This is a genomic window from Rheinheimera sp. 4Y26 (assembly GCF_025245835.1).
In the GTDB taxonomy this organism is placed as follows: Bacteria; Pseudomonadota; Gammaproteobacteria; order Enterobacterales; family Alteromonadaceae; genus Pararheinheimera.
This window is the reverse complement of the sequence record NZ_JAOBWS010000004.1, coordinates 52,965-75,680: the sequence shown is the minus strand read 5'-3', so window position 1 is coordinate 75,680 and position 22,716 is coordinate 52,965. Positions and strand designations below refer to the sequence as shown.

Sequence of the window (22,716 nt, the reverse complement as noted above, 5' to 3'; positions counted from 1 at the left end):
GATGTGCTATTGGATGCAGTGAACCTCAGTATTCTGATTGCCGGCGCGCTGTTTTCGCTTAGTATTATCGCTACTTTAATTTCGGCGCGCTTCGGTGCGCCGTTATTATTAATCTTCCTGGTTATTGGCATGCTGGCAGGCGAAGATGGCCTGCTTGGCATCCGTTTTTCATCTCCTGATACGGCCTTGCTGATTGGCTCAGTGGCCTTGGTGATTATTCTGTTTGACGGTGGGATGCGCACACCACCGGACAGATTCAAAGTGGTCTTAGCACCGGCAGCAACATTAGCTAGTGTGGGTGTATTAATCACTTGTGCCGTACTTGGTGTAGCTGCAACCTGGTTATTCAACCTCAGTTTATTAGAAGGATTGTTACTGGGGGCTATCCTGAGTTCCACCGATGCAGCAGCGGTGTTTTCCATCTTTCAGTCGGCCGGGCTCAATATAAAAGAGCGGGTGGCTTCCACTCTTGAAATTGAGTCTGGTAGTAATGACCCCATGGCCGTAATGCTGACATTTACTCTGGTGAGTGTAGTTGCAGGTAACGCCAGTCTGGATTGGCAATTGGCGATGACGTTTTTGCAGCAGGCAGTTGTTGGTGCTCTAGCGGGTTATCTTGGTGGCAAATCCTTTATCTGGCTTTGCCGGCGTTTAGCGCTTGGTGCTGCCTTTTTTCCGTTATTTGCTGTTTCTTATGCACTTTTTCTATTTGCGGTTACCAACCAGTTCGGTGGCAGCGGATTTCTGGCTGTGTATCTGGCCGGCGTGTTGATTGGCAGTGCGCGGCTGGCTCAGTTGCAATCTATTTTGCGTATGCACGATGGTCTGGCCTGGCTCAGTCAGATAGTGATGTTTCTGATGCTGGGTTTACTGGTGGCACCGGCAAAACTGCTGCAATACGCAGTTCCGGCTTTGTTGCTGGCTTTAGTGATGATTTTTCTGGCAAGGCCGCTTGCCGTAATTTTGAGTCTGGTGCCATTCAGATTTCCGGCACATGATCAGATATTTATCAGCTGGGTTGGCTTAAGAGGGGCAGTGCCTATTATTCTTGCACTGATCCCATGGCTGGCCGGTGTACCAAACCACGATTTATATTTTAACGTGGCATTTTTTGTGGTGATCGTTTCTTTGTTGATCCAGGGCTGGTCCATAGCGCCCGTGGCGCGCTGGTTAAAACTGCAGGTGCCAAAGTCACCAAAACCCGATCATGTGATGCCGTTGGAGGCAGTTCCGAGCAACGATATACTGCAGCTAATTGCTTATAAAGTAGGCGCAGACTCCTCTGTGATTGAAACCGAATGGCAGCAATTGCCGGTGCCGGACACAGTTCAGTTTCTTGGCATCATTCGTCAGGGCGAATGGATACAAAGCACAAACTGTGCCTTGTTTAAAGCAAATGATACTCTGATGGTACTGGCCAAAGCCGCCGATACAGCTTATTTAAGCGATGTTTTATCCAGTTATGCCGCCACAGCGTCCCTAAACAGGCAAGACTTCTTTGGTGAATTTGTCTTAAATGGCCAGATCCTGTTGGCAGAACTTGCTGCGTTTTACACCATAGACTTTGGCGAGTTAAACCCACAACAGTCATTATCAGAATACATCACAGATCGCTTCCATCGCCGTGTGGTGGTCGGCGACAGCCTGCAACTGGACCAACTGATACTCACAGTACGGCAACTGAATGACAAAGACGAAATTTTGCAGGTTGGTATCAAAGCAGCCTGAACTTTGTTTCAGCGGACCCGGCAGAGCAGGGGCTGCCAGATAGCATCTGGGTGTGGCACTTCGAAGTTCAGAGCTAACAGCTAAAGCCCACGCTCCTTGATATAATCCTCCATTTCCCGCCAGGTGATAAACGACTGTAGTTTTTCTTCAGATTTTTTATCCAGCGGCGGCCTTAACTCTAACAAATATCTGTTGCCTATTTGGAGCAGCACCAATCGGTAGGCAAACTTATAATTAGGAACACCTTTGGATCGTACCCAAAGCTGGGGCGTTATTCTGGTAAATTCAGCATCCGGCTGTGATGTTGCATACACTTTGTGATATTGCAGCGGGATCCGAAGTACAGCTAAACGTTCATCATAAGCAACTGTGGTTGCAGCTATAGTATTGTTGCTATCAAGCTCCATCCCGGCAATTTTTTTATTAAGCGTCTTGATCTCTTGTTTTAACACATTATTTTCGTTACGTAACTTCTCAAGTTCCGCCACAAGTCCGACATGCTCATCACGTAATGTTTTTGCATTTACCAATTCGACATTACGTCTTTTGCGATAATTACGCTGTCGTTCTGCGTTACTAAGTGCCATATAAAACTCAAGTTTTTCGATTTTGCCCAAGTATAGAACATCAGTTACGTAACAAGTAATTTTTGATAAAAACGATGGCTCTATTTAGAAAATGTATAAGCCATGCATATAAAATAGGTATTACACCAATAAACCCTAAAAAGAGTATGGAACTGCAGGTTTTGTAGGTCAGTATGCAAATCAATAATATCCCATAATGTATATTATGTTAAATTCAGTATTTTAATATTTAAATGCGTCATACGCATTATCAGTCACCTCGTCTTTCAGGAATGCTCCGCCACAGCGGCCAACTGCGTTGCTGCTTGGTTTTAAATATCGCGTTGCAATTGGCTGATTTTATTCTGTCACAGCAAAATATAATCGTTTTGCTGTTGGATACCCAGGTGTGGTTCCACTGTCAGTTTGATATAACGCCCGGCAATATTGTCGATTGCAATACAATCATCTAAATCCCACAGATTGTCCGTATGTGGCTTTTCCCAATGTACCGCCAGCATGGTTTTGCCTTCTTGTTTGGCGCTGCTTTTGTCTTTGGCAACCACCAGTAAATAGCGATGTTCTTCACCAAACTGTCCGGGCTGATAACCGCCCAGATTAATAAAAAATAATCTGAGTTCGCCTGCTGCTGGCGCTTGTTGGCTGAAGCTCACTTTGTATTGTCCAACACCGTCTACCGCCATCCAGGAATCTATATGTAAACCTTCGGCACTGCCAAACCACTGCTCACGCAATTGTGGATAAATCTGTTGCAAATTATCACCACAGGCAAAAACAACATCATGCACTTCAATTTTTGCCGCCGCGTGACGGCCACCTAACATCACAATATAAAGCACTTTTTCTTCCTTTTTTGCTACCGCATTGTATTACCGTGCGCCGCCTGTGCCCATTTTGCTGCTGTGCAGACAGCAACCGGAACACATGACAGCAACAGCCGGGAGTTGCTGGTTTTGCAATTTTGTTTCCGTAATCGCACTAATTTGCCTATTTCAGGTGCTTTTATAACCAAATGAAGTAAAAACACCAACCTGGTAAAACTAAATAAACCAAGTTGAATATATTGTATACAATATATATTGTGTTAACTTATTCCCACCTGCGCAGGTAACACAATTATAACGATCACTCACCGGAAGGAACATGCCTTTATGAAAACCCATCTGAAGCTGCTGCCGCTTTTACTCAGCAGCTGTTTGGTTATGGCGCAGGAGCAGGTGCAATTAACACACCCAGGCCAAATCAGCGTCGATTTACAGCGCCAGCATCTGTCTGAACTTGCTGCAAAACAGCAGCACACACAAAGCAACACAGTTGCACCACCCCGTTTAATGTCGCCAGCTGAATTTGAAAAAGTTCAGGCCAAAATTTACGCGGAAAAACATGGTCTTGAGCTTAGCAATCGTTGGCGTCCTGCGGCCGATCAGGAGTTTTTCCGGCAAAACCTGCCAAGTACAGCGCAACACAAAATTGCCCAAAACGACAATGCTACAACAGCAGTCATCAGTTGTAGCAGCCCTGCCGATCTGCTGAATTTATATGGCAACGATTTGGTTGCCGCTGTTAGTAATGCCAGTTTAACCGGTTGTTTATACAAACTTTATGATGTTGGTCTGGTAGGCACCGCACATTTTTCAGATAGCAAAATTTTGACGATTGCCAATGCAATTAACGAGCAACTGCAGGGCTTTGATGGCTCGGACGCTTCAGGTGCTGTGGTACTGGAAAAACTGGTGACTTATTTAAGGGCCATGCACTGGGCTGAATCCTCCACCGGCCGAAGCTTTGCCAGCAATTATAAAGCTGCCCTGCAACAAGCCCTGAGCCAGTATTTTGCCGGCGACCATTTTGTCGAGTTTAACGGCACCAGTTCACGTAATTATTTCCTGCGTTACGAAATGCTGATTTTAGTGCGAAGTTCAGGCACTGAAGCCTTGCAGTTTTTGCCGAGGATCAGCGAAGCGCTGCAGGGTTATGCGCAGAGTGTCAGCCGCAGTAATGACTGGGGTGTGGCCTATGAAGAAAACGGTATGACCCAAATTCTGACCCATTATTTTAATGCGGTGAATATCGGCGGCGCTGAGCTCGACCAAACTCTGGCTGCCCATCCGCAAATTGTCACCAGGCTTCGTGATTTTGTATTAAACGATGGCTTATGGCTGGTGGGTCATACCCGCGAGTATCAGTTTAATGATGCGGTGTCTGAGCTTGGCCGTATGCTCAAACTGGGTGGTGCTGTTGCCGACACAGTGCGTCCGGCGCTGCAGCATGTGCTGTCAACCTACAGCTATGGCGGCACCGGCTCGCAAGCCTGGGTGAATGCACAAGGGATGGTAAAAGCCTACGACAGTGCCAATTGCAGTATGTACGGCAATGCCTGTCAGTTTGATCTTGAGTCCACAGTGTTATCCGGCAGCCACGCTTGTGGCCCTACCCTTAAACTCAGGTACCAGGGGCAAATCAGCAATGAAAATCTGGCCGGTATCTGTACCAAACTGGCCGCTGAGGAAAACCTGTTCCACCAAACCTTTAACACCAATGCCAGCAGCCCGGTGGCTAACGACAACAACACTGCGCTTGAGATGGTGATTTTTAAATCCTCCAGCGATTATCAGAACTATGCCGGTCAGTTTTTTGGCATCGACACCAACAACGGTGGAATGTATCTGGAAGGAACTCCGTCAGATCCGGCTAACCAGGCGCGCTTTATTGCCTATCAGGCCACCTGGCTGGCGCCTTCTTTTGTAGTGTGGAACTTAGAGCACGAGTACATCCATTATCTGGACGGTCGTTTTAACCAATGGGGCAGCTTTAGCGACCAACCCCAAAATTCAGTCTGGTGGGGTGAAGGCTTAGCTGAATATCTGTCGCAGCCGGCCAATAATGCCAAAGCTCTGGCTGTTGCACCGAATAAAACCTATCAGCTCAGTGAGTTGTTCCAAACCACTTACGCCAACAGCAATACAGCCCGCACTTACCACTGGGGTTACCTTGCAGTACGTTTTATGTTTGAAAAACATCGCGCTGATATCGACCAGCCGCTGCTGCCTACTTTACGCGCCGCCAAATACGCGATTTCCACCGAAGCCTGCAGCTTTGAATGGGGCTGGCGTTACAAACCTGACGCTATCGCCAATAACTGGAGCTGGTTATATGACGACAGCGCCTGGGGCTCAGGTAACTGGGTCTGGACCTGTGGCCAGCAAAAAGTTGATTTACCTGAACTACCGCCTTACACGCCCTATCAGGACATTCTGAAAACCTGGGGCAGCAATTTTGACCTTGAGTTTCATCAATGGCTGGACTGTGTTGTTGCGGGTCAGGGCATTTGTCAGAGCGTTTCGTTCCGCCCTGCCGATCTGGATAAAAACGGCGCCGTTGATAAACGCGATATTGAACTGTTTAACCAGCGGTTACGCAGTAAAACCAATTTAACCATCGATCTTGATTTTAACCTCGACAAGGTTGTGGACCAGCGTGATATGCCGGCCATGAGCAAACTTTGTGATTTACCTCGCTGCGCTATTGCAGTGTAAGAACTTAGAACAGGAACTTAAAAAATGAATGTATTAAAAACCACATTTTGTCAGCTCATCACGGCTTGTTTGCTGTTTCTGAGCACCTCGTCCAACGCTGCGCTGATCCGTATTGAAACCGATCAGCAGCAATATCAAACCGGCGATACAGTAACCGCCTGGCTTAGTGTTGAAAACGCCACTGAAACCCTGACAGGCTTTTTCCTGGCGCTGCAGTATCAACCGGCGCAGCTTTGGTTAGAAAGCTGGACTTTTGGCACTGGCTTTGACGATGGTTTTGGCTCATATGCTTATTCCGCCCACGATTTAATCAACGGCAAGTTATCGCTGGAAGAGTATGCCGACTGGGCGGCCGATTTGGACCTTTTAATGGCGCAGCAGCAACAAGGATTTGTGTTAGCCGCCTTTAAATTTACCGTGAAAAAAGCCGGCAATTTTGTGCTGGAACTTGATAACAGCTACCTTGGCCTGCTCGGTCAAAGTGGCAATATGCTGGTCCCAAACTGGGCCGGCATCAATATACAGGTGACAGATCCAACGGCAGTCCCTGCACCACCATCAGCACTGTTAATGCTTTGCCCGCTGTTATGGCTGAGTCTGCGCCGGGTATCAGGTAAAAAACGTACCGGCGCGTCAGTTGTCGCTTGATAAGCTGCAGCTAAGCCGTGCGTAAAGTCTGCTGCAGAGCAGGCTTTGCGACTTAGCTGTTGAGTTATAAAACCTTTGACGATTGAACCCTCGTTTTAACAAAACCACCTCCAGAGGAGGTGGTTTTTTATCAGCGTGAGGCCGAAAAAAACATACCCTGCTGACAATCCTCCGGCGCCTGACCGTTTTGTGGGTATAACCTGATTTGGTCATAACTGCCTTTGTCTAAGGGTTTTATCACCAGCTGTTCAAATTCTGTGGCCACTGTTGCAATGTACTGACCTTGTGAGCTCAGTGCGTCGATATCAGCCTGATGACTGTCTACCACAGCGCTGATTTTGTTACTAAATTCAGCCTGCGCCTGCAGAAGTGTTGGATCCGGTCCCTGACGCTGCCCGGCCTGCTGTTCAATCTGGCGGCTCACATGCTCAAGCGCTTTGCTTTGTGTTGCCAGTTCCGCTTCCATTTGTTTGAGTGGTGCTTCCAGCTGTTTCATACGCTGCTCGGCAAGTTGCAGCTCCTGATATAACTTCAGCTCCTGTGCATTCAGAGCCCGCTCCGACAACACTTTGCAGTTTTTGAGAACCTGCAACTGATAGCCGCTGCGGCCTGAGTTTTGTGGCTTCGCTCCGGCACTGTCCATTCCTGATTGGTCCGCCACAGCAGTAGCAGTGGCGTTACTACAGGCGCTTAGCTGCAGCATGGTCAAAACCAACAAAGGACCAAAAAATTTCAGATGTTTGGGTAAATTGTTCATAACAGGCTCCGCATTGGGCTAAAAATCTGCAAAAAGTTTGCATAACGACATAGTCGAAGAGCGCAGCGAAAAAGTTTGTTTTTTTTCTTTATAAACTGATAAAACCGCACAACCACATTGCGATCAGCAAATGAAACAAGGTCAAAATCAGGTGAAAAAGCTTTGTTTAAAAGACGTTAGTTAGAAAGCCTTATTTAGAAGGTACTGTGTACAAGCCTTTATTTTGTAAAGAGAATCGCTCCGCTGCTGCACTAATAAAAAAAAACAGCGATATGACAGCTGGTTCAGATTGACAAAAAAAAGAGCCGGGCTGAACCCGGCTATGATGAGTTTGTTTTAGCTTTTGCCAAGCAGCGGCTTATCGCCAATAACTGCTTAACTACTGACCCTTTTATACTGGCGGTACTCTGGTTTCCAGAAATTGGCGTCTATTTTCTTCTGCAAACTTTCATCATCCAACTCCAGCGCATGACCTTGCTGCATCGCAATCTTGGCTACTTCAAAAGCAATTTTTTTAGAAAGTTCAGCAAGTTGGGTCAGTGGTGGCAATAAACCGCCCTCGCCAGTGTTGGCAAGTGGTGATGCTGCCGCCAGGGTTTCACTGGCCGTTCTGAGCATTTCATCGCTGATGCGTTTGGCTTTAACCGCCAATACACCAAGACCAATACCAGGGAAGATGTAGCTGTTATTGCACTGGGCTATCGGGTAAATTTTGCCTTGATATTCAATAGGTTTAAACGGGCTACCGGTCGCGATAATCACCTTACCGTCTGTCCATTCAATAATTTTTTCCGGCCTGGCTTCAATCTGCTTAATAGGGTTACTGAGTGGCATAATGATCGGCAGCTCACAGTGCTTTTTCATTGCTTTGACCACAGCTTCGGTAAACAAACCTGCCACACCGGACACCCCAATCAAGATATCGGGTTTGGCGCAGTTCATCACGTCGCGCAACGAGGCATAGTCACCACTAAAAGACCAATCAGCGATGGCGTCTTTTTGTTGCACCAGTGCTTGCTGAAAATCACGTAAATCGCTCATGCCTTCAGTGAGTAAACCAAAACGGTCCACCATATAGACCTGACTGCGCGCCTGGGGATCTGTTAAGCCTTCAGACACCATTTGGCTGATGACTTGCTCGGCAATACCACAACCTGCAGAGCCTGCGCCGACAAAGACCACTTTCTGGCTGGATAATTTCTGACCTTTTGAGCGGCAGGCGGCCAGTAGAGTCCCCACAGTCACAGCAGCGGTGCCCTGAATATCATCGTTAAAACAGCAAATCTGGTCGCGGTAGCGTTTTAACAGCGGCATGGCATTGGGCTGAGCAAAATCTTCAAACTGCACCATAGCCTCGGGCCAGCGGCGTTTCACTGCTTTAATAAATTTATCAACAAATTCATAGTATTCGTCACCTGTAATACGGCGGTGACGGTTGCCCATGTAATAAGGGTCGTTCAGCAGTTTTTCGTTGTTGGTGCCTACATCGAGGCACACTGGTAAGGTATAAGCCGGGCTGATGCCACCACAGGCTGTGTACAGCGACAACTTACCAATCGAAATGCCCATACCACCGATGCCCTGATCACCAAGGCCCAGCACCCGCTCGCCGTCAGTAACCACTATCACTTTGACTTTTTTCTTGGTGGCGCTTCTGAGCACATCATCGAGTTGATCGCGGTCGCTGTACGAAATAAACAAACCACGGGCGCTGCGGTAAATATCAGAAAAACGCTCACAGGCATCACCCACTGTTGGCGTATAGATAATGGGCAACATTTCTTCTAAATGGTTTTGCAATAACCGGTGAAACAGCGTTTCGTTGTTGTCCTGCACCACGCGCAGATAAATATGTTTATTAATCGGCTCTTCAAAAGATGAATATTGCATATAAGCGCGGGCCGCCTGCTCTTCGATAGTTTCGTAGCGCGGTGGCAATAAACCTGTCAGGTTAAAAGCAGCACGCTCTTCACGGCTAAAAGCACTGCCTTTATTTAATAAAGGTGTTTCTAATAATGCCGGTCCGGCGTAATGAATATACAAAGGGGTATTTTGCTCTGACTGACGCATAAAAATCCTGATCTGGTGGCCATCTGGCGGAAAATTGTAGAGAGTTTACCTGTTGTAGCGCCTCGTAGTAAAATTTCACTGAACTGGTCGGACTTTTGCCTGAAAGCGCTACAATTGCTTCACATTGTTGTTTTATTACGTCTAACGCTTAAATTTGGTTTCCAGTACCACCGCAGAATTGGTGCGCTCTACCCCATCCAGGTTACCAATATCATCTAATAAATGACTCAGCTGCTCTGTGCTTTGTGCCTGCACCACAGCAATGAGATCGTATTCACCACTGATGGCATAAAGTTCTGAAATTTGTGGAATTTGTTTTAATTCCACATTGGTTTTAGTGGTGAGTTTTTGTTTTACCTTAATAGACACATGAGCCGACACTAAAGTGCTGACAAACTTGTCACCATATTCCACCACATAACCTTTAATGACGCCGGTTTGTTCCAGTCTGGCAATGCGGGTTTGCACTGTAGAACGCGACAAATTTAACAATCTGGCTAAATCCGACACGCTGGTTCTGGCGTTGGTACGCAGAATAGAAAGTAACCGCTCGTCTTCTTTGCTTAGCATTTTGATTACCACCGCCGTTAAATTGACTAAATAAACATGAAATATGTCAATAATGCTACTGCATTTTGGTGGTTCTGCTCAATATAATAAGGGATACCCCAAAGAATACCGGCACAACCGGTTTACAACTGAATCCAGAGGTTAAAAATGCAGGTCACAAGAAGTTTATTTGATGAAGTAATGGTTCCTAACTATGCGCCGTCACCTATTATTCCGGTGCGTGGTGAAGGTTCTAAACTCTGGGATCAGCAAGGCCGCGAATTTATCGATTTTGCCGGTGGTATCGCCGTGAACTGTTTAGGTCACTGCCACCCGGCGTTAGTGAAAGCCTTAACCGAACAAGCCAATAAACTGTGGCACTTATCAAACACTATGACCAACGAACCAGCCTTATTGCTGGCTAAACGTCTGGTTGATAACACTTTTGCTGAAAAAGTGTATTTTGCCAACTCCGGTGCAGAAGCCAACGAAGCAGCGTTAAAGCTGGTGCGTCGTGTTGCACTGAATAATTATGGCCCGGAAAAAACCCAGATCATCGCTTTTAAACAGGGTTTCCACGGCCGCACGCTGTTTACCGTATCTGTAGGTGGCCAACCTGCTTATTCAGATGGTTTTGGTCCAAAGCCGGCTGATATTGATCATGCTGAATACAACAACCTCGACAGCCTTAAAGCGCTGATTTCAGACAAAACCTGTGCCGTGGTATTAGAGCCGCTGCAAGGTGAAGGCGGTATCATCAGCCCGACCGTTGAATTTATCAAAGGTGTGCGTGAGCTCTGTAACCAGCACAATGCGCTGTTGGTATTTGATGAAGTGCAATCTGGTGTGGGCCGTACCGGCGAGCTGTATGCCTATATGGGTTTAGGCGTGACGCCGGATGTATTAACCACAGCCAAAGCCCTTGGCGGCGGTTTCCCGATTGGCGCTATGCTGACAACCACTGAAATTGCCAAACACTTGGTAGTTGGTACCCACGGCAGTACTTATGGCGGTAACCCGCTGGCTTGTGCTGTTGGTTTAGCGGCTTTTGACACAGTGAACACTCCGGAAGTTTTAAACGGCGTAAAAACACGCGAAAAACTGTTTAAAGATGCGCTGCACGCCATCAACGAAAAATACCATGTGTTCAGCGACATCCGCGGTAAAGGTTTATTGGTGGGTGCAGCATTAAATGCGGATTACGCCGGCAAATCACGTGACTTTATGCTGGCTGCTGCCGAAGAAGGCTTATTGGTGCTGATGGCCGGTTATAACGTGGTGCGTTTTGCGCCTTCGTTAATTATTCCGGAAGCGGACATCAAAGCAGGTATGGCCAAATTTGAAGCGGCCATTGCCAAACTGGTTGCTGCGAAAAACGCCGGTTGATCCGAAAAGGGCCAGAGATATCGGGTTTAAAGCCAGGGTTTGATGCCTTGGCTTTATTGTATAGCCGCCGGCCCTTATTTTTATCTTTAAATCTTTGTAATGAGCAACACAGGCTCTGTTGAGGACAACATAAGATGTTATTGATCCGCCCGATCCAACAATCGGACTACCCGGCACTGATGCAAATTGCCATTGAATCAGGCGCTGGCTTTACATCGCTGCCGGTGAATGAGCAGAAACTCAAACAAAAAATCGCTCACTCAGAACATAGTTTTGCCATCGACACCGATAAACCCGGCAATCAGGGTTATTTGTTTGTGCTGGAAGACACCACCACAGGTGAAATTCTCGGCACCTCAGGTATTGAAGCTTCTGTCGGTTTAACCAATCCGCTGTACCATTTTCATAAAAGTACCGTCATCCACCACTCGAACGAGCTGAATGTGTTTAATCCGGTGGAAGTTCTGACCATGTGTAACGACTACACAGGTGTATCTGAAATTTGTACATTGTTTTTGCGTGAGCCTTACCGCGCAGGTCTGAATGGCCGCTTTTTATCTAAGGTGCGTTTTTTGTTTATGGCCGAGCAGCCAAAACGTTTTGCCAAGCTGGTGATTGCTGAAATGCGCGGAGTAGCCGACGACAACGCGCTGCCACCGTTCTGGCAATGGTTACAAACCTATTTTTTCAGCATCGACTTCCCAACAGCCGACCATTTAATTGGTATTGGTAATAAAGGTTTTATTGCCGATTTAATGCCGCGCCATCCTATTTATGTCAGCTTACTGCCCGAATCGGCGCAAAAGGTGATAGGTGAAGTGCATGAAAACACTAAACCTGCGTTAAAACTTTTGGAAAATGAAGGTTTTATCCACCGTGGTTATGTCGATTTATTTGACGCTGGCCCGACAGTGGAAGCGCAGCTGAAGCAAATTAAATCGGTACGGCAAAGCCATAAAATTGAAGTACGGATTGAAGAAAATGCCGAAAAACGCCATGGCGGTGTGGTGCTGGCACTTTGCAACACCTCAAGCGCAAATTTCCGTGCCACCTTCAGTGACGATGTAAAACTTTGCACCGAGCAGAATGTACTGCTGGTGAGCAGCGAAGTGGCCGATGTACTGAAAGTGCAAAACGGTGATTTTGTTCGTTATTTAAATCTGGAAAAAGGTGCCAAATGAACCAGCCTACCCAATCTCAAGCAACAGCGTTGAATACAGCTGTACAGTTTATCAATGGTGAGTGGCAACAAGGTGCCGGCGCTTTATTCAGCTCAGTCAATCCGGCCAATAACAGCGTGATTTGGCAAGGCCAGAGTGCAGATGCCGCTCAGGTTGATGCTGCTATTCAAAGCGCGCGCGACGCATTTTACCGCTGGTCACAGTTAAGCCTGGAAGCACGCCTTACGGTGGTGGAAGCTTTTGCTGATCAGCTTAAAGCCAATACCGAACAAATGGCCCGCGTGATTGCCACCGAAACCGGTAAAGCCTTATGGGAAAGCCGCACTGAAGTGGCTGCCATGACCGGCAAAATTGCCATTTCGATTAAAGCCTACCACGAGCGCACCGGCACAGTAGAAAACCCCATGCCTGGCGCCCGTGCTTTTATCCGCCATAAACCCCATGGTGTGGTGGCGGTATTTGGCCCTTACAACTTCCCTGGCCACTTACCGAACGGCCATATAGTGCCGGCACTGATTGCCGGTAACACTGTGGTGTTTAAACCTTCGGAGCTGACACCAAAAGTCGCTGAATACACAGTGCAACTGTGGCAACAAGCCGGTTTACCAGCCGGTGTGATTAACCTGGTGCAAGGTGAAGTAGCCACAGGCAAAGCGCTGGCAGGCCATCCTGGCATTGACGGTTTATTTTTTACCGGCAGCTCAGGCACAGGTCATTATTTGCATCAGCAATACGCCGGTCAGCCGGGCAAAATTCTGGCGCTGGAAATGGGCGGCAATAACCCGCTCATTGTCAAAGATGTGGCCAATATCGACGCTGCAGTGCATGACATTATTCAGTCAGCTTTTATCAGCAGCGGTCAGCGTTGTACCTGTGCCCGTCGTTTGTTTATTGAACGCTCAGCCAATGGTGATGCCATTCTGGCCAAACTGTTAAACGCTGCCGCCAATATTCAGGTCGCCGATCCTTTTGCTGACAATCAGCCGTTTTATGGCGCCATGATTAGCGCCAAAGCAGCAGCAGGTATGGTCAAAGCCCAGGCCGATATTCAGGCGCTTGGTGGCGTGTCTTTGCTGGAACTGAAACAATTACCGGCTGGTGCTGCTTTTGTAAGCCCGGGCATTATTGATGTGACTAAAGCCAAAGCATTGCCGGATGAAGAACATTTTGGCCCACTTCTTAAAGTGTACCGTTATGACAACTTCGACGCTGCCATAGCTGAGGCCAATAACACCTCCTTTGGTTTGTCTGCCGGTTTACTGGCCGACAATGAAGCCGATTATCAGCACTTTTTTGCCCGCATCCGTGCCGGTATTGTTAACTGGAACAAACCTATTACCGGCGCCTCCAGCGCAGCCCCTTTTGGGGGTATAGGTGCCAGCGGCAATCACAGAGCATCGGCTTATTATGCGGCAGATTATTGTGCTTATCCGGTGTCGTCGGTGGAAGCGCAGGCAGTGACTTTACCAGCGAGTTTAAGCCCCGGACTCAGTATTTAGTAAATTACTATATTGAGTAAACGACGCGATTTAACAAACAACTGAACCAGTAACCACCGCAAAAGTTTAACTGGATCAAAGCAAAACCCAGGCGGGGCAGCTACACTGCCCCGCTTTTTAAAAATTGTAGCCATATTGCTGTTTAATATAGGATTTATCATGCATACCAATGTGAATGAATTATTTGCCAAACTGTGGGAAAACTATCTGACGGTCACGCCTTCAGCGCAGAAAATTCATGCTCTGCTCGGCTCTTCACAGCAAAACGACGTGATTAACGATCATATCGCGCTGCGCACCTTTAACCTGCCACAAATTGGTCTGGACAAACTGGCAGCGCACTTTCTGGCGCTGGGTTATGTTGAAAAAGGTGAATACCACTTCGAGTCGAAGAAACTGTACGCCAAACACTATGAACACCCGGACGCTAACCAGCCGAAAGTGTTTATCTCTGAGTTGTTATTGGAAAAATGCTCGGAACAGTTACAGAAAATCGTCAAAGACTTGGTCGCTCAAATGGATCCGGCCGCTGTAACCGCAGATAACTTCCTGTATTCAGGCCGCCACTGGGCTATTGATCAGACCACTTACAAAACTCTGCTGGCCGAAAGCGAATACGCTGCCTGGATGAGTGTGTGGGGCTTCCGTGCCAACCACTTCACAGTGTCGGTGAACGCGTTACAAAACTTTGAAACTTTGGATTCTGTGAATCAGGCGCTGAAGAACGCCGGTTTTGCGCTGAATACCTCAGGTGGCGAAATTAAAGGCAGCAAAGATGTATTGTTAAAACAATCATCAACGCTGGCCGATGAAGCGCTGGTGGAATTTACTGACGGCAACGCCATGATCCCAAGCTGTTTTTATGAATTTGCCCGTCGTTTCCCGACTTCAGACGGTAGCTTATACTCAGGTTTTGTGGCAGCTTCTGCCGACAAGATTTTTGAAAGCACTAACGCCCGTTAACAGTGTTTTAGATTAAAAGTAAAAAAGCGCCTTTGGGCGCTTTTTTTGTTGTATTTGAATAGCGACATTAGGGTGCACTAATTCGCTGGCGCTGCGCCTCCGCCGGCAAATACTGCAGTGGGTCCTGCGGATGGCCGTTGCGCCAGAGTTCAAAATGTAAATGTGGCCCTGTGGCTCGGCCTGTTGCGCCCACCAGCCCAATTTGCTGACCGGCCATCACAAAGTCGCCAATTTCAACATCAATTCTGGATAAATGCGCCGACAAGCTTTGTAATTTATCACCATGCTCAATCAGCACCGCCATACCAAAAGCATCACTCATACTGCCCATATCGGCGTTGAGCACCACACCTGAGCTTGCCGCATATACAGGCGTACCTTTAGGTGCGGCAAAATCAACACCGTGATGGCGTCTGTTGCGACTTTTGACGATATATTTGGCAAAAGCAGAGCTGATACGGGCGCCCGGCACCGGGTGTACAAAAGGCGCCGGCCCCGGTGCAGTTCGAAAAGAGGGTTCTGCTGGCAGCGACGCTTTGGCTACCGGCGCTGGTGCACTACTACAGGCGCTGAGCAGCACGAGCATTGCTGCGCTCATCCATCCAGGCCAACTTGACGCTCTTGGCCCTCTTGCCCCTCTTAGCCATGCGGGCCATCCGGACCATCTGCCAGTACAGATGTTGTTTTTAGACTTTTTATAGCGGGCAAAATGCCTTACAAAAACGCCACGCTGCGGGAACTGTAACTCTGTCTGCATCAACACAACACCTTTCAAAGCAGCCTGAATACTAAGTGAAAACAATCTGATAACCAGTGTTACCTGTAATTTTAACGCCGACAAGTCCCACGGCTTTGCTTTGTGGCTATTTGCCGAAAAAATGCCCGCTCCGACAAAAGCGACATTTGAAAGATAACAACAAAGGCCTGCCTTTAATGCGCAGCTTTAGCTATTGCAGGCCAAAGTTAACTGCTGCAGCAACCAGCGCTGATAAAAAGCCGCGCCTTGTTTGTGATACTGCGCTGAAGCTGGATTAATAAAACCATGACCATATTGGCAAAAGCTGCTGCTGACATTGGCAGTAGCGGCGACAGTTTGTGCCAGCGCCTTCACATCAAAATGGCTTTCTTTAGCCCACATCATCGACGTTGGGCACTTGGGTTGCAGCTCTGGGTAAAAACGGATTTGCCCACCATAAAAACAAAACGCCTGCTTAATCAGGCCTGGCTCAATATCAGCGGCCTCACACCAGAGCGCGGCAGCACCTGCACTAAAACCAACCGCCAGCAAGGGCGCTGAGGAGCTTTGTGCATGGCTCTGTAATAGTTGTTGTAACTTCTGTCGGTAGCTGTCCAGCCCGCCTTGCTGCAGAAAATAGCGGTAAGCCTGCTCGTCATGTTGAAACTGATGGCTTTGCTGGTAAGGCGATAACCACAACAAAGGCCCGCGCCAGAGGCGAAACATTGCCTGTAACGCCGGCGTGAGGCCAAAAATATCACTGCACACCAGCAGTGGCAGCTGCTGACGATGATTGTTGCGCATCCTTACACCTTCTTTACTGCTGTGATTTTGTCTTGCTGATTTTGCCCTACTAATACTGTTTTGCGAATACCGTCTTGATATGACTGTCTTGAGTTCGGTATCCGACTGTCGTGTTGATTTACTTCGCTTTTGTACTCAGAATAAATTCAGCGGCAGTTTTAAATACACCACACCATTGTCTTCAGCAGGAGGTAACTGCCCTGCTCTCATATTCACCTGCACCGAGGGCAACAACAGTTTTGGCATGCTGAGGGTGGCATCGCGCGCTGTGCGAAGTGCCACAAATTCCTGCTGACTGACACCCTGGCGCAAATGAATATTCTGCTGTTTTTGCGCGCCTACTGTGGTTTGAAAACTAAATTCATTGCGCCCGGTGGCTTTATAGTCGTGACATAAAAACATCCGGGTATCATCCGGTAAAGCAAATAATTTTTGTACTGACCGGAACAAAGTCGCAGCGTCGCCGCCCGGGAAATCACAACGGGCACTGCCATAATCCGGCATAAATAAGGTATCACCAACAAAAACCGCATCCGCTATCTGATAACAAACGCAGGCTGGTGTATGGCCGGGGGTATGGATCACCCGGATCTGCAACTCGCCAAGCGGCAATACAGCACCGTCGTCCAGTAATAAATCAAACTGACTGCCGTCAGTTTTAAAGCCTTCTTCAGTATGAAAAATACCGGCAAATACCTGCTGCACTTTATCAATGCGGCTGCCAATGCCGGTTTGTCCGCCGAGTTGCTGACGGATATAAGGTGCTGCCGATAAATGGTCGGCATGCACATGGGTTTCCAGCACATAACAAAGCGTCAGTCCCAGCTCCTTCACCAATGCGATGAGCGCATCGGCCGCCTGAACACTGGTGCGGCCGGAAGCAGCATCAAAATTCAGCACAGGGTCGATAATAGCGGCTTGCAGACGCTGATCACACCAAACAACATAACTATAAGTGTTTGAATCATTGTCAAAAAACTCTTTTACGCTCAACGCCATTGTCGCTCTCCTGTGCCGGCGCTGTCTGATTTGATAGCGCGGCGTTTTGATAATGTCTGCAGCCAGATGTTGTTTGCCGCGCCTGCGGCTGTGCTGATGCTGGCGCAACTATAACAAAGTTAATTTATAACAAAAAGAGCTAAGGATATACCCATATTGCATAACAATCGCTATTGCTGAGCCCCCTGTCTGACAACAGCCAGGTTGTACAGCACAGCCCCAATATAAAACTATCCCTACGCCTCAAGATAAAGTCCCAAGGCTGCCGCTCGCGGCAAACCTTCCCTGACCGCGCTTTAGCACGCCAATCTTTAAAACTCACAGCCATCCAAATGGCTTTTGTCATAAAGTTGTCATACCAAGCTCTTAAGCTGCCCCGCATCTGTTGCGATAGTTAATCCGGGGTTGTATGAAGATTGCAATAAAGTTTATGTCAGTGATGGCTGCGGCCACAGTGTCAGCGGTGGTACTGGCGGTGTTGGCCACCACGGCATTGTCGCAGCATAAAGCGCAGCAGGCGCTGACCGGCAGTGTCAGCGAACAGTTTACCGCTGTGGCACGAGGCCGCGAGCAGGCACTGGGTTTGTATCTGAATGCACAGCGTGATTTGTTATTAAGCCTGGCCGCCAACCGGCTGACACAGGAAGCTTTATATGCACTGGAACGGCCTTTTTCTTCTTACCGTTATGAAGTCAGTAATCCGGGTGATGACACGTTAAAAGCCGGATTAACGGCCTGGTATCAACAAAAATACCTGCCATTTGCCACAGCGCAAAATCAGGCTTTTGTTCCGGATTTTGCGAAATGGCTGAACCAAAGCCGCACTGAAACTTTGTTGTTACAACACAGGTACTTCAGCCAGAACCCGGCAGAGGCCGACAATCTTTCCAGTTTAATTGATGCCGCCGATGGCTCAGTGTATGCACAGCAACACAAAAGATTTCATCAGAGTTTTGTCGAAGTCAGTCGCCGTTATGGCTTACAGGAGCTGTATCTGGTGGACGCAAAACAGCTGAATGTGGTGTATTCAGTACACAAAACTCCGGTTTTTGCCAGTTCACTCAAAGACGGGGCTTTTGCCACCAGCCCGCTGGCGGATGCAGTAAAAAACCTGCTGAAAACGCCTGCCGCCAGCACAACAGAACCACAATGGTTGATTAGCGAACCCACTGCTTTTGATGGTTATTATCAGATGCCGGTGCTTTTTTTACTGGCCAAAGTGCAAAGCCCGATGAGCGCTAACCCGGAAACTCAGGGGGTGCTGGTGCTGCAATTGCCGGTCAGCGCACTGACCGCCTTAATGACACAACAGCAAAACTGGCAACAAATTGGCTTAGGCCAAAGCGGAGACAGTTATCTGGTAGCACCTGATGGCAAGCTGGTGACGGCACTTCGGCCTGAACTGGCTTCAGCGACAGAGTTTAAACAGCGCTACCCTGAACTTGCAGCGCAGCAAGGCGCCTTTGGCCTGAGCGGACGTCTCACCCTGGCATCAAAAGAGGTGCAGGCAGCGCTGGCCGGCAAAACCGGCATGGCTGAAACCACGGACTACCGCGGTGTTGAGGTGCTGCTTAATTATCAACCAGTGCAAATTGGCAACAGCACCTATGCGTTATTAACCCAGCAAGACAGCAGCGAAGCTTTTGCCCTCCTTTATGATCTCAGATCGCAAACCCTGGCTTTTAGTGTGCTTATCGTATTTGTGTTAACGCTGTTGTCGTTATTTGTGGCCTGGCGTATCGGTCGCAGTATGGCAGCGCCACTGGAGTATTTTGCCGGTGCTATCAGTCAGGCCGCAGCTGAACATAACCTGCAAACCCATTTTGAACGGCGCGGTGACGCTGAACTGCAGGCGATGGCCGATGCGCTGAATCAGCTTTTTAGCAACTTGTCGCAAGTGCTGATGAAGTTACTGAGTGCAGGTGCAGAAAGTCAGCAACAGGCCAAAACGCAGCTTGAAATCAGCGGCCAATGTCAGCAGGCCGTTTTTGCGCAAAAAAGTGCGTTATTACAGTTACATCAGGACGCCAGACAAAGCCAGCAGGCACTTTTGGGTATGCAGCTACAGTTACAACAAGCCAGCTCGGCTGCAACAGAAGCGGAAAGCCAGTCTTCAGCCGGCATGGCGCAGCTCAAAGAAATGCAACAACGCCTCGGCCAGTTATCAGCACAGGTCAGCAATTCCAGCGACAGCATGCTGGCACTGGAACAAGCGGCCGCCAACATAGTGCAGGTGCTCGATACCATCAAAGGCGTGGCTGAACAAACCAATTTGCTGGCGCTTAATGCCGCCATTGAAGCGGCCAGAGCCGGTGAGCATGGCCGGGGGTTTGCCGTGGTGGCCGATGAAGTTCGGCGCTTATCAGGCAGCACGCAACAGGCCACACTGGAAATTCAGCAGATGCTGAACCAGCTCAGTTTGTCGGTGCAACAAACCAATACTGGCCTGCAGCACGAACAACAAAGCACTGCATTATGTTTAAAAAGTGCAGAAGCGGCCGATCAGGCCCTGGCCATCAGCCTTGATGCAGTCAGCCGCATTGCCCAAGCCACAGCTGCCGTTTATCAGCTCAGTGTCGCCGAAACCACGCGCAGTCAGGGCATTGGCAGTGCGCTTGACCATATCAGCAGCAGCGCAAGCAGCACAGACGAAGCCATGTTCAGCTTAAGTGTGCAGGCGAAAAGACAGCAGCAACTGACAGAGGAAGTGGCGCAACAGGCTTCGGTATTAAAACTTTAATGCGGCAACTGACAATGCTTCTGCCGTTAAATTAACAGCAAAGTGAGGTTAAAGCGGCCTTAGCGGGCTGCTTTAACGCTGACAGCATAAAAATCTCCTTGCCGGTGTTATTCTGCGCTCTGTCCTGTTAGGCTGATTTTTAGACAATCAACGCAAAATCAGCAACAAGGACCATCAGATGTTGCCAAAATTTCTTTGTTTTTTTCCATTACTGTTGATAAGCCCCCTGCTGTTTGCAGCATCACCCCAGCTGGCCGCGTCGTCTTCCCAGGAAGCTCTGTCGTCGCCCCAAGTGCAGTCACCACAGGTGCATCTGTCGTCACCACAAGTGGTGATCAGCACTAATCTCGGTGATATGACTTTTGCACTGGATGACAAAATAACCCCTAAAACTACGGCGCAATTTATCAAGCTGGCCAAAAGCGGCTGGTATAACGGCAAAGAATTTTACCGTGTGGTGAAAGGCCATGTCATTCAGGCCGGTATCAATGACGATTTGCACCCTGACCATAAAAAATATCAGCTGGACGCTGAATTCTCGCCCGATAAACCACAAATCAAAGGCAGCCTGGGCATGGCAAGGGATGAAGATCCCAATAGTGGCAGCACAGAGTTTTATATTTGTTTGACACGGCGTGCCCATTTAGACGGCAAATACAGCCATTTTGGCCAGCTCATCGAAGGCGAAGCCGTGCTGGATAAAATAGCCGCAGTGAAAGTAACGGAAAAATGGCTGGATAATCCCGGGGGCAAAGCTGTTGCCTTTCACAGACCCCAAACGCCGGTGCTGATCCACAGCATCAGGGTAAAACAGCCTTAACCCTGCGGCTGCAGTAGCATCACACCCTCTGCTGCCGGATAAAACTGCTGTCAGAGAAAACTCAAGTGTTGATTGCTCACATCTTATTGTTTCAGTTAGTATTTTAAAAAGTTAACAATAAAATAACGAGCACTTAAGATGAACTTCACGATGTTTTTGCCAAAAGCCGTTGCCACCCTTGGCTGCGGTCTGATGCTTATGGCAGCATCGCCGCTGCTTGCGAACGCAGCTGCACCAGCATTGCCTGCCACCGCCAAAGACTGGGCGCTGGCAGCAAAACAAGATATTGCCGCCGCTTATCAGCTTACGGCAGACAATCACCCCGGCATGGCCAACCCTATGGATCCGGGTTTTCCGGCTTTGCTGCAACAAGCGCAAAAAAATGCCATGGCGCTGCTGCCTTTTGTCGACAGTGCTATGGCCTATGAAGCTGCAATAGCACGATTTAGTACCACACTACAGGACGGACATGCCGGTGCTTTTGCCAGCTTACCCGATGAAGTTCGCCCCAAAAGGCGTTGGCCAGGTTTTATTGCGGTGTGGCGCGGTGATGCTTTATGGGTGTATCACAGCGCGATACCTGCGCTTAACAAAGGCATGCAAATTGTGGCCTGTGATGGCGTGACGGTTGAAACTCTTATCCGGCAGCGTGTGTTTCAATATTCAGGTCAGGTCGACCAACCCGGCCATTGGTGGGCTTCTGGCGGTAGTCTCTTTACCGACGATGGCAACCCTTTTACCCCGCCACTTGCGCACTGTGATTTTAAAAGCGCGGACGGAAGTATACAGAAACTACCACTGAGCTGGACTGAGCGGCCAGACGCAGTGCAGCCTTATGCCCAGGCGGCTTATGATGGTGACCCACTGGATGTTGGTCTGTACTGGCATCAGGCAGGAACCGCCGGCAAAAATACCGCCGTCGCAGATGCTGAACAGCAAAACAACACAGCGGAAGTGGCCTGGATTGCCATGCCGACTTTTAACCCGTCCAAAGCTGAAATCAGTCAATACGAATCGTTATTCAGCAGCCTTAACCAACAAAAAGCCAGGCTGCAACAGGCCAAAGCCATAGTGCTGGACTTGCGCCGTAATGAGGGCGGTTCCTCATACTGGAGTTTTCAGGTTGCCGGTTTGTTATGGGGGAAAGACCTGGTTCAGCAAAAAGCCACAGCTTTGTTTGCCAACACTGAAGTCTGGTGGTTTGCCTCAGCCGGCAATACCGCTTATGTCAAATCGCTGTATGGCGTGATGCAATCACAAGGACAGGAGTCATTGTTACCCTGGATCAGCCAGGTTGGTCAGGGCATGGCACAAGCGCTAAAAGCGCAGCGGCCATTTTTTGTGGAAGCAGATGAAACGGACCTTGCTGCAGCGACCGCAGCAGCAACAGAGCTGCCACAGCAGATTAAAACCCCGGTTTATGTGATAGTACCAGGCCAATGTGCCAGCGCCTGTCTGGATGCCATTGATATCTTTAAACTCTTTAACAACACCCGACTGCTTGGTACCGAAAGCAGTTCTGATTCGACTTATATGGATGTTCGATTTGAGCCACTGCCTTCTGGTCTTGCCAAGGTGGTGATCCCCAACAAAATGTATGTGAACAGGCCAAGGGAGAAAGGCGTTTATTACCGCCCGGATCTTGCTTATCACCAGCTGGATTGGTCCACCCAAGCCTTGCTTGCTAAGGTGCTGACAGCGCTCTGAAGCTGA

The 22,716-nt window shown here is 48.6% G+C and carries 18 protein-coding genes; 10 read left to right on the top strand and 8 right to left on the bottom strand.

The annotated features are described in order from the left end of the window. Window positions 1–18: 18 nt before the first annotated feature. Complete coding sequence (locus tag N3Z11_RS07095) at window positions 19–1,728, top strand: potassium/proton antiporter (protein WP_260656642.1); 1,710 nt, start codon at window positions 19–21, stop codon at window positions 1,726–1,728. 80 nt (window positions 1,729–1,808) lie between these two features. Here the strand turns inward: N3Z11_RS07095 and N3Z11_RS07090 are convergent, their stop codons facing one another. Together N3Z11_RS07090 and N3Z11_RS07085 are read right to left on the bottom strand one after the other, a co-directional pair. Next, the gene (locus N3Z11_RS07090; RefSeq protein WP_260656467.1) at window positions 1,809–2,315 is read right to left on the bottom strand and encodes a hypothetical protein; all 507 of its coding nucleotides are present in this window, start codon (window positions 2,313–2,315) and stop codon (window positions 1,809–1,811) included. Window positions 2,316–2,662: 347 nt separating this feature from the next. After that, the gene (locus tag N3Z11_RS07085) at window positions 2,663–3,154 is read right to left on the bottom strand and encodes a DUF1543 domain-containing protein (RefSeq protein ID WP_260656466.1); all 492 of its coding nucleotides are present in this window, start codon (window positions 3,152–3,154) and stop codon (window positions 2,663–2,665) included. A 312-nt stretch (window positions 3,155–3,466) separates the two neighbouring features. On the opposite strand from N3Z11_RS07085, the gene N3Z11_RS07080 reads away from it, so the two are divergent. Together N3Z11_RS07080 and N3Z11_RS07075 are read left to right on the top strand one after the other, a co-directional pair. Then, the gene (locus N3Z11_RS07080; protein ID WP_260656465.1) at window positions 3,467–5,851 is read left to right on the top strand and encodes a collagenase; all 2,385 of its coding nucleotides are present in this window, start codon (window positions 3,467–3,469) and stop codon (window positions 5,849–5,851) included. Window positions 5,852–5,875: 24 nt separating this feature from the next. Beyond that, the gene (locus N3Z11_RS07075) at window positions 5,876–6,499 is read left to right on the top strand and encodes a hypothetical protein (RefSeq protein ID WP_260656464.1); all 624 of its coding nucleotides are present in this window, start codon (window positions 5,876–5,878) and stop codon (window positions 6,497–6,499) included. 130 nt (window positions 6,500–6,629) lie between these two features. Here the strand turns inward: N3Z11_RS07075 and N3Z11_RS07070 are convergent, their stop codons facing one another. The 3 genes from N3Z11_RS07070 to N3Z11_RS07060 all read right to left on the bottom strand — a co-directional run bounded on the left by N3Z11_RS07070 (window position 6,630) and on the right by N3Z11_RS07060 (window position 9,896). Further along, window positions 6,630–7,256 carry a hypothetical protein gene (locus N3Z11_RS07070; protein WP_260656463.1) on the bottom strand — a complete coding sequence of 209 codons (627 nt, stop codon included), beginning with the start codon at window positions 7,254–7,256 and terminating at the stop codon, window positions 6,630–6,632. 375 nt (window positions 7,257–7,631) lie between these two features. Continuing rightward, window positions 7,632–9,326 carry an NAD-dependent malic enzyme gene (locus N3Z11_RS07065; RefSeq protein WP_260656462.1) on the bottom strand — a complete coding sequence of 565 codons (1,695 nt, stop codon included), beginning with the start codon at window positions 9,324–9,326 and terminating at the stop codon, window positions 7,632–7,634. Between the two features lie 141 nt (window positions 9,327–9,467). After that, complete coding sequence (locus N3Z11_RS07060) at window positions 9,468–9,896, bottom strand: Lrp/AsnC family transcriptional regulator (protein WP_260656461.1); 429 nt, start codon at window positions 9,894–9,896, stop codon at window positions 9,468–9,470. A gap of 147 nt (window positions 9,897–10,043) precedes the next feature. On the opposite strand from N3Z11_RS07060, the gene N3Z11_RS07055 reads away from it, so the two are divergent. From N3Z11_RS07055 to N3Z11_RS07040, 4 genes are all read left to right on the top strand, one after another. After that, the gene (locus tag N3Z11_RS07055) at window positions 10,044–11,261 is read left to right on the top strand and encodes an aspartate aminotransferase family protein (protein ID WP_260656460.1); all 1,218 of its coding nucleotides are present in this window, start codon (window positions 10,044–10,046) and stop codon (window positions 11,259–11,261) included. Between the two features lie 134 nt (window positions 11,262–11,395). Next, complete coding sequence (gene astA / locus N3Z11_RS07050; RefSeq protein ID WP_260656459.1) at window positions 11,396–12,442, top strand: arginine N-succinyltransferase; 1,047 nt, start codon at window positions 11,396–11,398, stop codon at window positions 12,440–12,442. Further along, window positions 12,439–13,941 (top strand): succinylglutamate-semialdehyde dehydrogenase, encoded by a 1,503-nt coding sequence (gene astD, locus N3Z11_RS07045; protein ID WP_260656458.1) that lies wholly within the window; start codon window positions 12,439–12,441, stop codon window positions 13,939–13,941. Before astA ends, astD begins: the two co-directional genes overlap by 4 nt. A gap of 159 nt (window positions 13,942–14,100) precedes the next feature. Next, window positions 14,101–14,904 (top strand): DUF1338 domain-containing protein, encoded by an 804-nt coding sequence (locus tag N3Z11_RS07040; RefSeq protein ID WP_260656457.1) that lies wholly within the window; start codon window positions 14,101–14,103, stop codon window positions 14,902–14,904. A gap of 67 nt (window positions 14,905–14,971) precedes the next feature. Here the strand turns inward: N3Z11_RS07040 and N3Z11_RS07035 are convergent, their stop codons facing one another. The 3 genes from N3Z11_RS07035 to N3Z11_RS07025 form a co-directional block, all read right to left on the bottom strand. Then, window positions 14,972–15,490: a M23 family metallopeptidase gene (locus N3Z11_RS07035; RefSeq protein WP_260656456.1), complete on the bottom strand. Its 519-nt coding sequence runs from the start codon at window positions 15,488–15,490 to the stop codon at window positions 14,972–14,974. Window positions 15,491–15,847: 357 nt separating this feature from the next. Continuing rightward, on the bottom strand, window positions 15,848–16,444 hold the full coding sequence (locus N3Z11_RS07030; RefSeq protein WP_260656455.1) for a hypothetical protein: 597 nt from the start codon (window positions 16,442–16,444) through the stop codon (window positions 15,848–15,850). A 135-nt stretch (window positions 16,445–16,579) separates the two neighbouring features. Next, on the bottom strand, window positions 16,580–17,443 hold the full coding sequence (locus N3Z11_RS07025) for an MBL fold metallo-hydrolase (protein WP_260656454.1): 864 nt from the start codon (window positions 17,441–17,443) through the stop codon (window positions 16,580–16,582). A 409-nt stretch (window positions 17,444–17,852) separates the two neighbouring features. On the opposite strand from N3Z11_RS07025, the gene N3Z11_RS07020 reads away from it, so the two are divergent. From N3Z11_RS07020 to N3Z11_RS07010, 3 genes are all read left to right on the top strand, one after another. Continuing rightward, entirely contained in the window at window positions 17,853–20,183 is a 2,331-nt protein-coding gene (locus tag N3Z11_RS07020; protein WP_260656453.1) for a methyl-accepting chemotaxis protein, read from the top strand. Window positions 20,184–20,361: 178 nt separating this feature from the next. Next, complete coding sequence (locus N3Z11_RS07015; RefSeq protein WP_260656452.1) at window positions 20,362–21,003, top strand: peptidylprolyl isomerase; 642 nt, start codon at window positions 20,362–20,364, stop codon at window positions 21,001–21,003. 198 nt (window positions 21,004–21,201) lie between these two features. Next, window positions 21,202–22,710 (top strand): S41 family peptidase, encoded by a 1,509-nt coding sequence (locus N3Z11_RS07010; protein WP_260656451.1) that lies wholly within the window; start codon window positions 21,202–21,204, stop codon window positions 22,708–22,710. Window positions 22,711–22,716 lie beyond the last annotated feature (6 nt).

Excerpts from the sequence above, each read along its gene's own strand:
- astD (WP_260656458.1), top strand. The coding sequence starts at position 12,439 with ATGAACCAGCCTACCCAATCTCAAGCAACAGCGTTGAATACAGCTGTA.
- astA (WP_260656459.1), top strand. The coding sequence starts at position 11,396 with ATGTTATTGATCCGCCCGATCCAACAATCGGACTACCCGGCACTGATG.
- N3Z11_RS07080 (WP_260656465.1), top strand. The coding sequence starts at position 3,467 with ATGAAAACCCATCTGAAGCTGCTGCCGCTTTTACTCAGCAGCTGTTTG.
- N3Z11_RS07060 (WP_260656461.1), bottom strand. The coding sequence starts at position 9,896 with ATGCTAAGCAAAGAAGACGAGCGGTTACTTTCTATTCTGCGTACCAAC.
- N3Z11_RS07020 (WP_260656453.1), top strand. The coding sequence starts at position 17,853 with ATGAAGATTGCAATAAAGTTTATGTCAGTGATGGCTGCGGCCACAGTG.
- N3Z11_RS07090 (WP_260656467.1), bottom strand. The coding sequence starts at position 2,315 with ATGGCACTTAGTAACGCAGAACGACAGCGTAATTATCGCAAAAGACGT.
- N3Z11_RS07065 (WP_260656462.1), bottom strand. The coding sequence starts at position 9,326 with ATGCGTCAGTCAGAGCAAAATACCCCTTTGTATATTCATTACGCCGGA.
- N3Z11_RS07030 (WP_260656455.1), bottom strand. The coding sequence starts at position 16,444 with ATGCGCAACAATCATCGTCAGCAGCTGCCACTGCTGGTGTGCAGTGAT.
- N3Z11_RS07025 (WP_260656454.1), bottom strand. The coding sequence starts at position 17,443 with ATGGCGTTGAGCGTAAAAGAGTTTTTTGACAATGATTCAAACACTTAT.
- N3Z11_RS07035 (WP_260656456.1), bottom strand. The coding sequence starts at position 15,490 with ATGCTCGTGCTGCTCAGCGCCTGTAGTAGTGCACCAGCGCCGGTAGCC.
- N3Z11_RS07040 (WP_260656457.1), top strand. The coding sequence starts at position 14,101 with ATGCATACCAATGTGAATGAATTATTTGCCAAACTGTGGGAAAACTAT.
- N3Z11_RS07075 (WP_260656464.1), top strand. The coding sequence starts at position 5,876 with ATGAATGTATTAAAAACCACATTTTGTCAGCTCATCACGGCTTGTTTG.
- N3Z11_RS07010 (WP_260656451.1), top strand. The coding sequence starts at position 21,202 with ATGGCAGCATCGCCGCTGCTTGCGAACGCAGCTGCACCAGCATTGCCT.
- N3Z11_RS07015 (WP_260656452.1), top strand. The coding sequence starts at position 20,362 with ATGTTGCCAAAATTTCTTTGTTTTTTTCCATTACTGTTGATAAGCCCC.
- N3Z11_RS07070 (WP_260656463.1), bottom strand. The coding sequence starts at position 7,256 with ATGAACAATTTACCCAAACATCTGAAATTTTTTGGTCCTTTGTTGGTT.
- N3Z11_RS07055 (WP_260656460.1), top strand. The coding sequence starts at position 10,044 with ATGCAGGTCACAAGAAGTTTATTTGATGAAGTAATGGTTCCTAACTAT.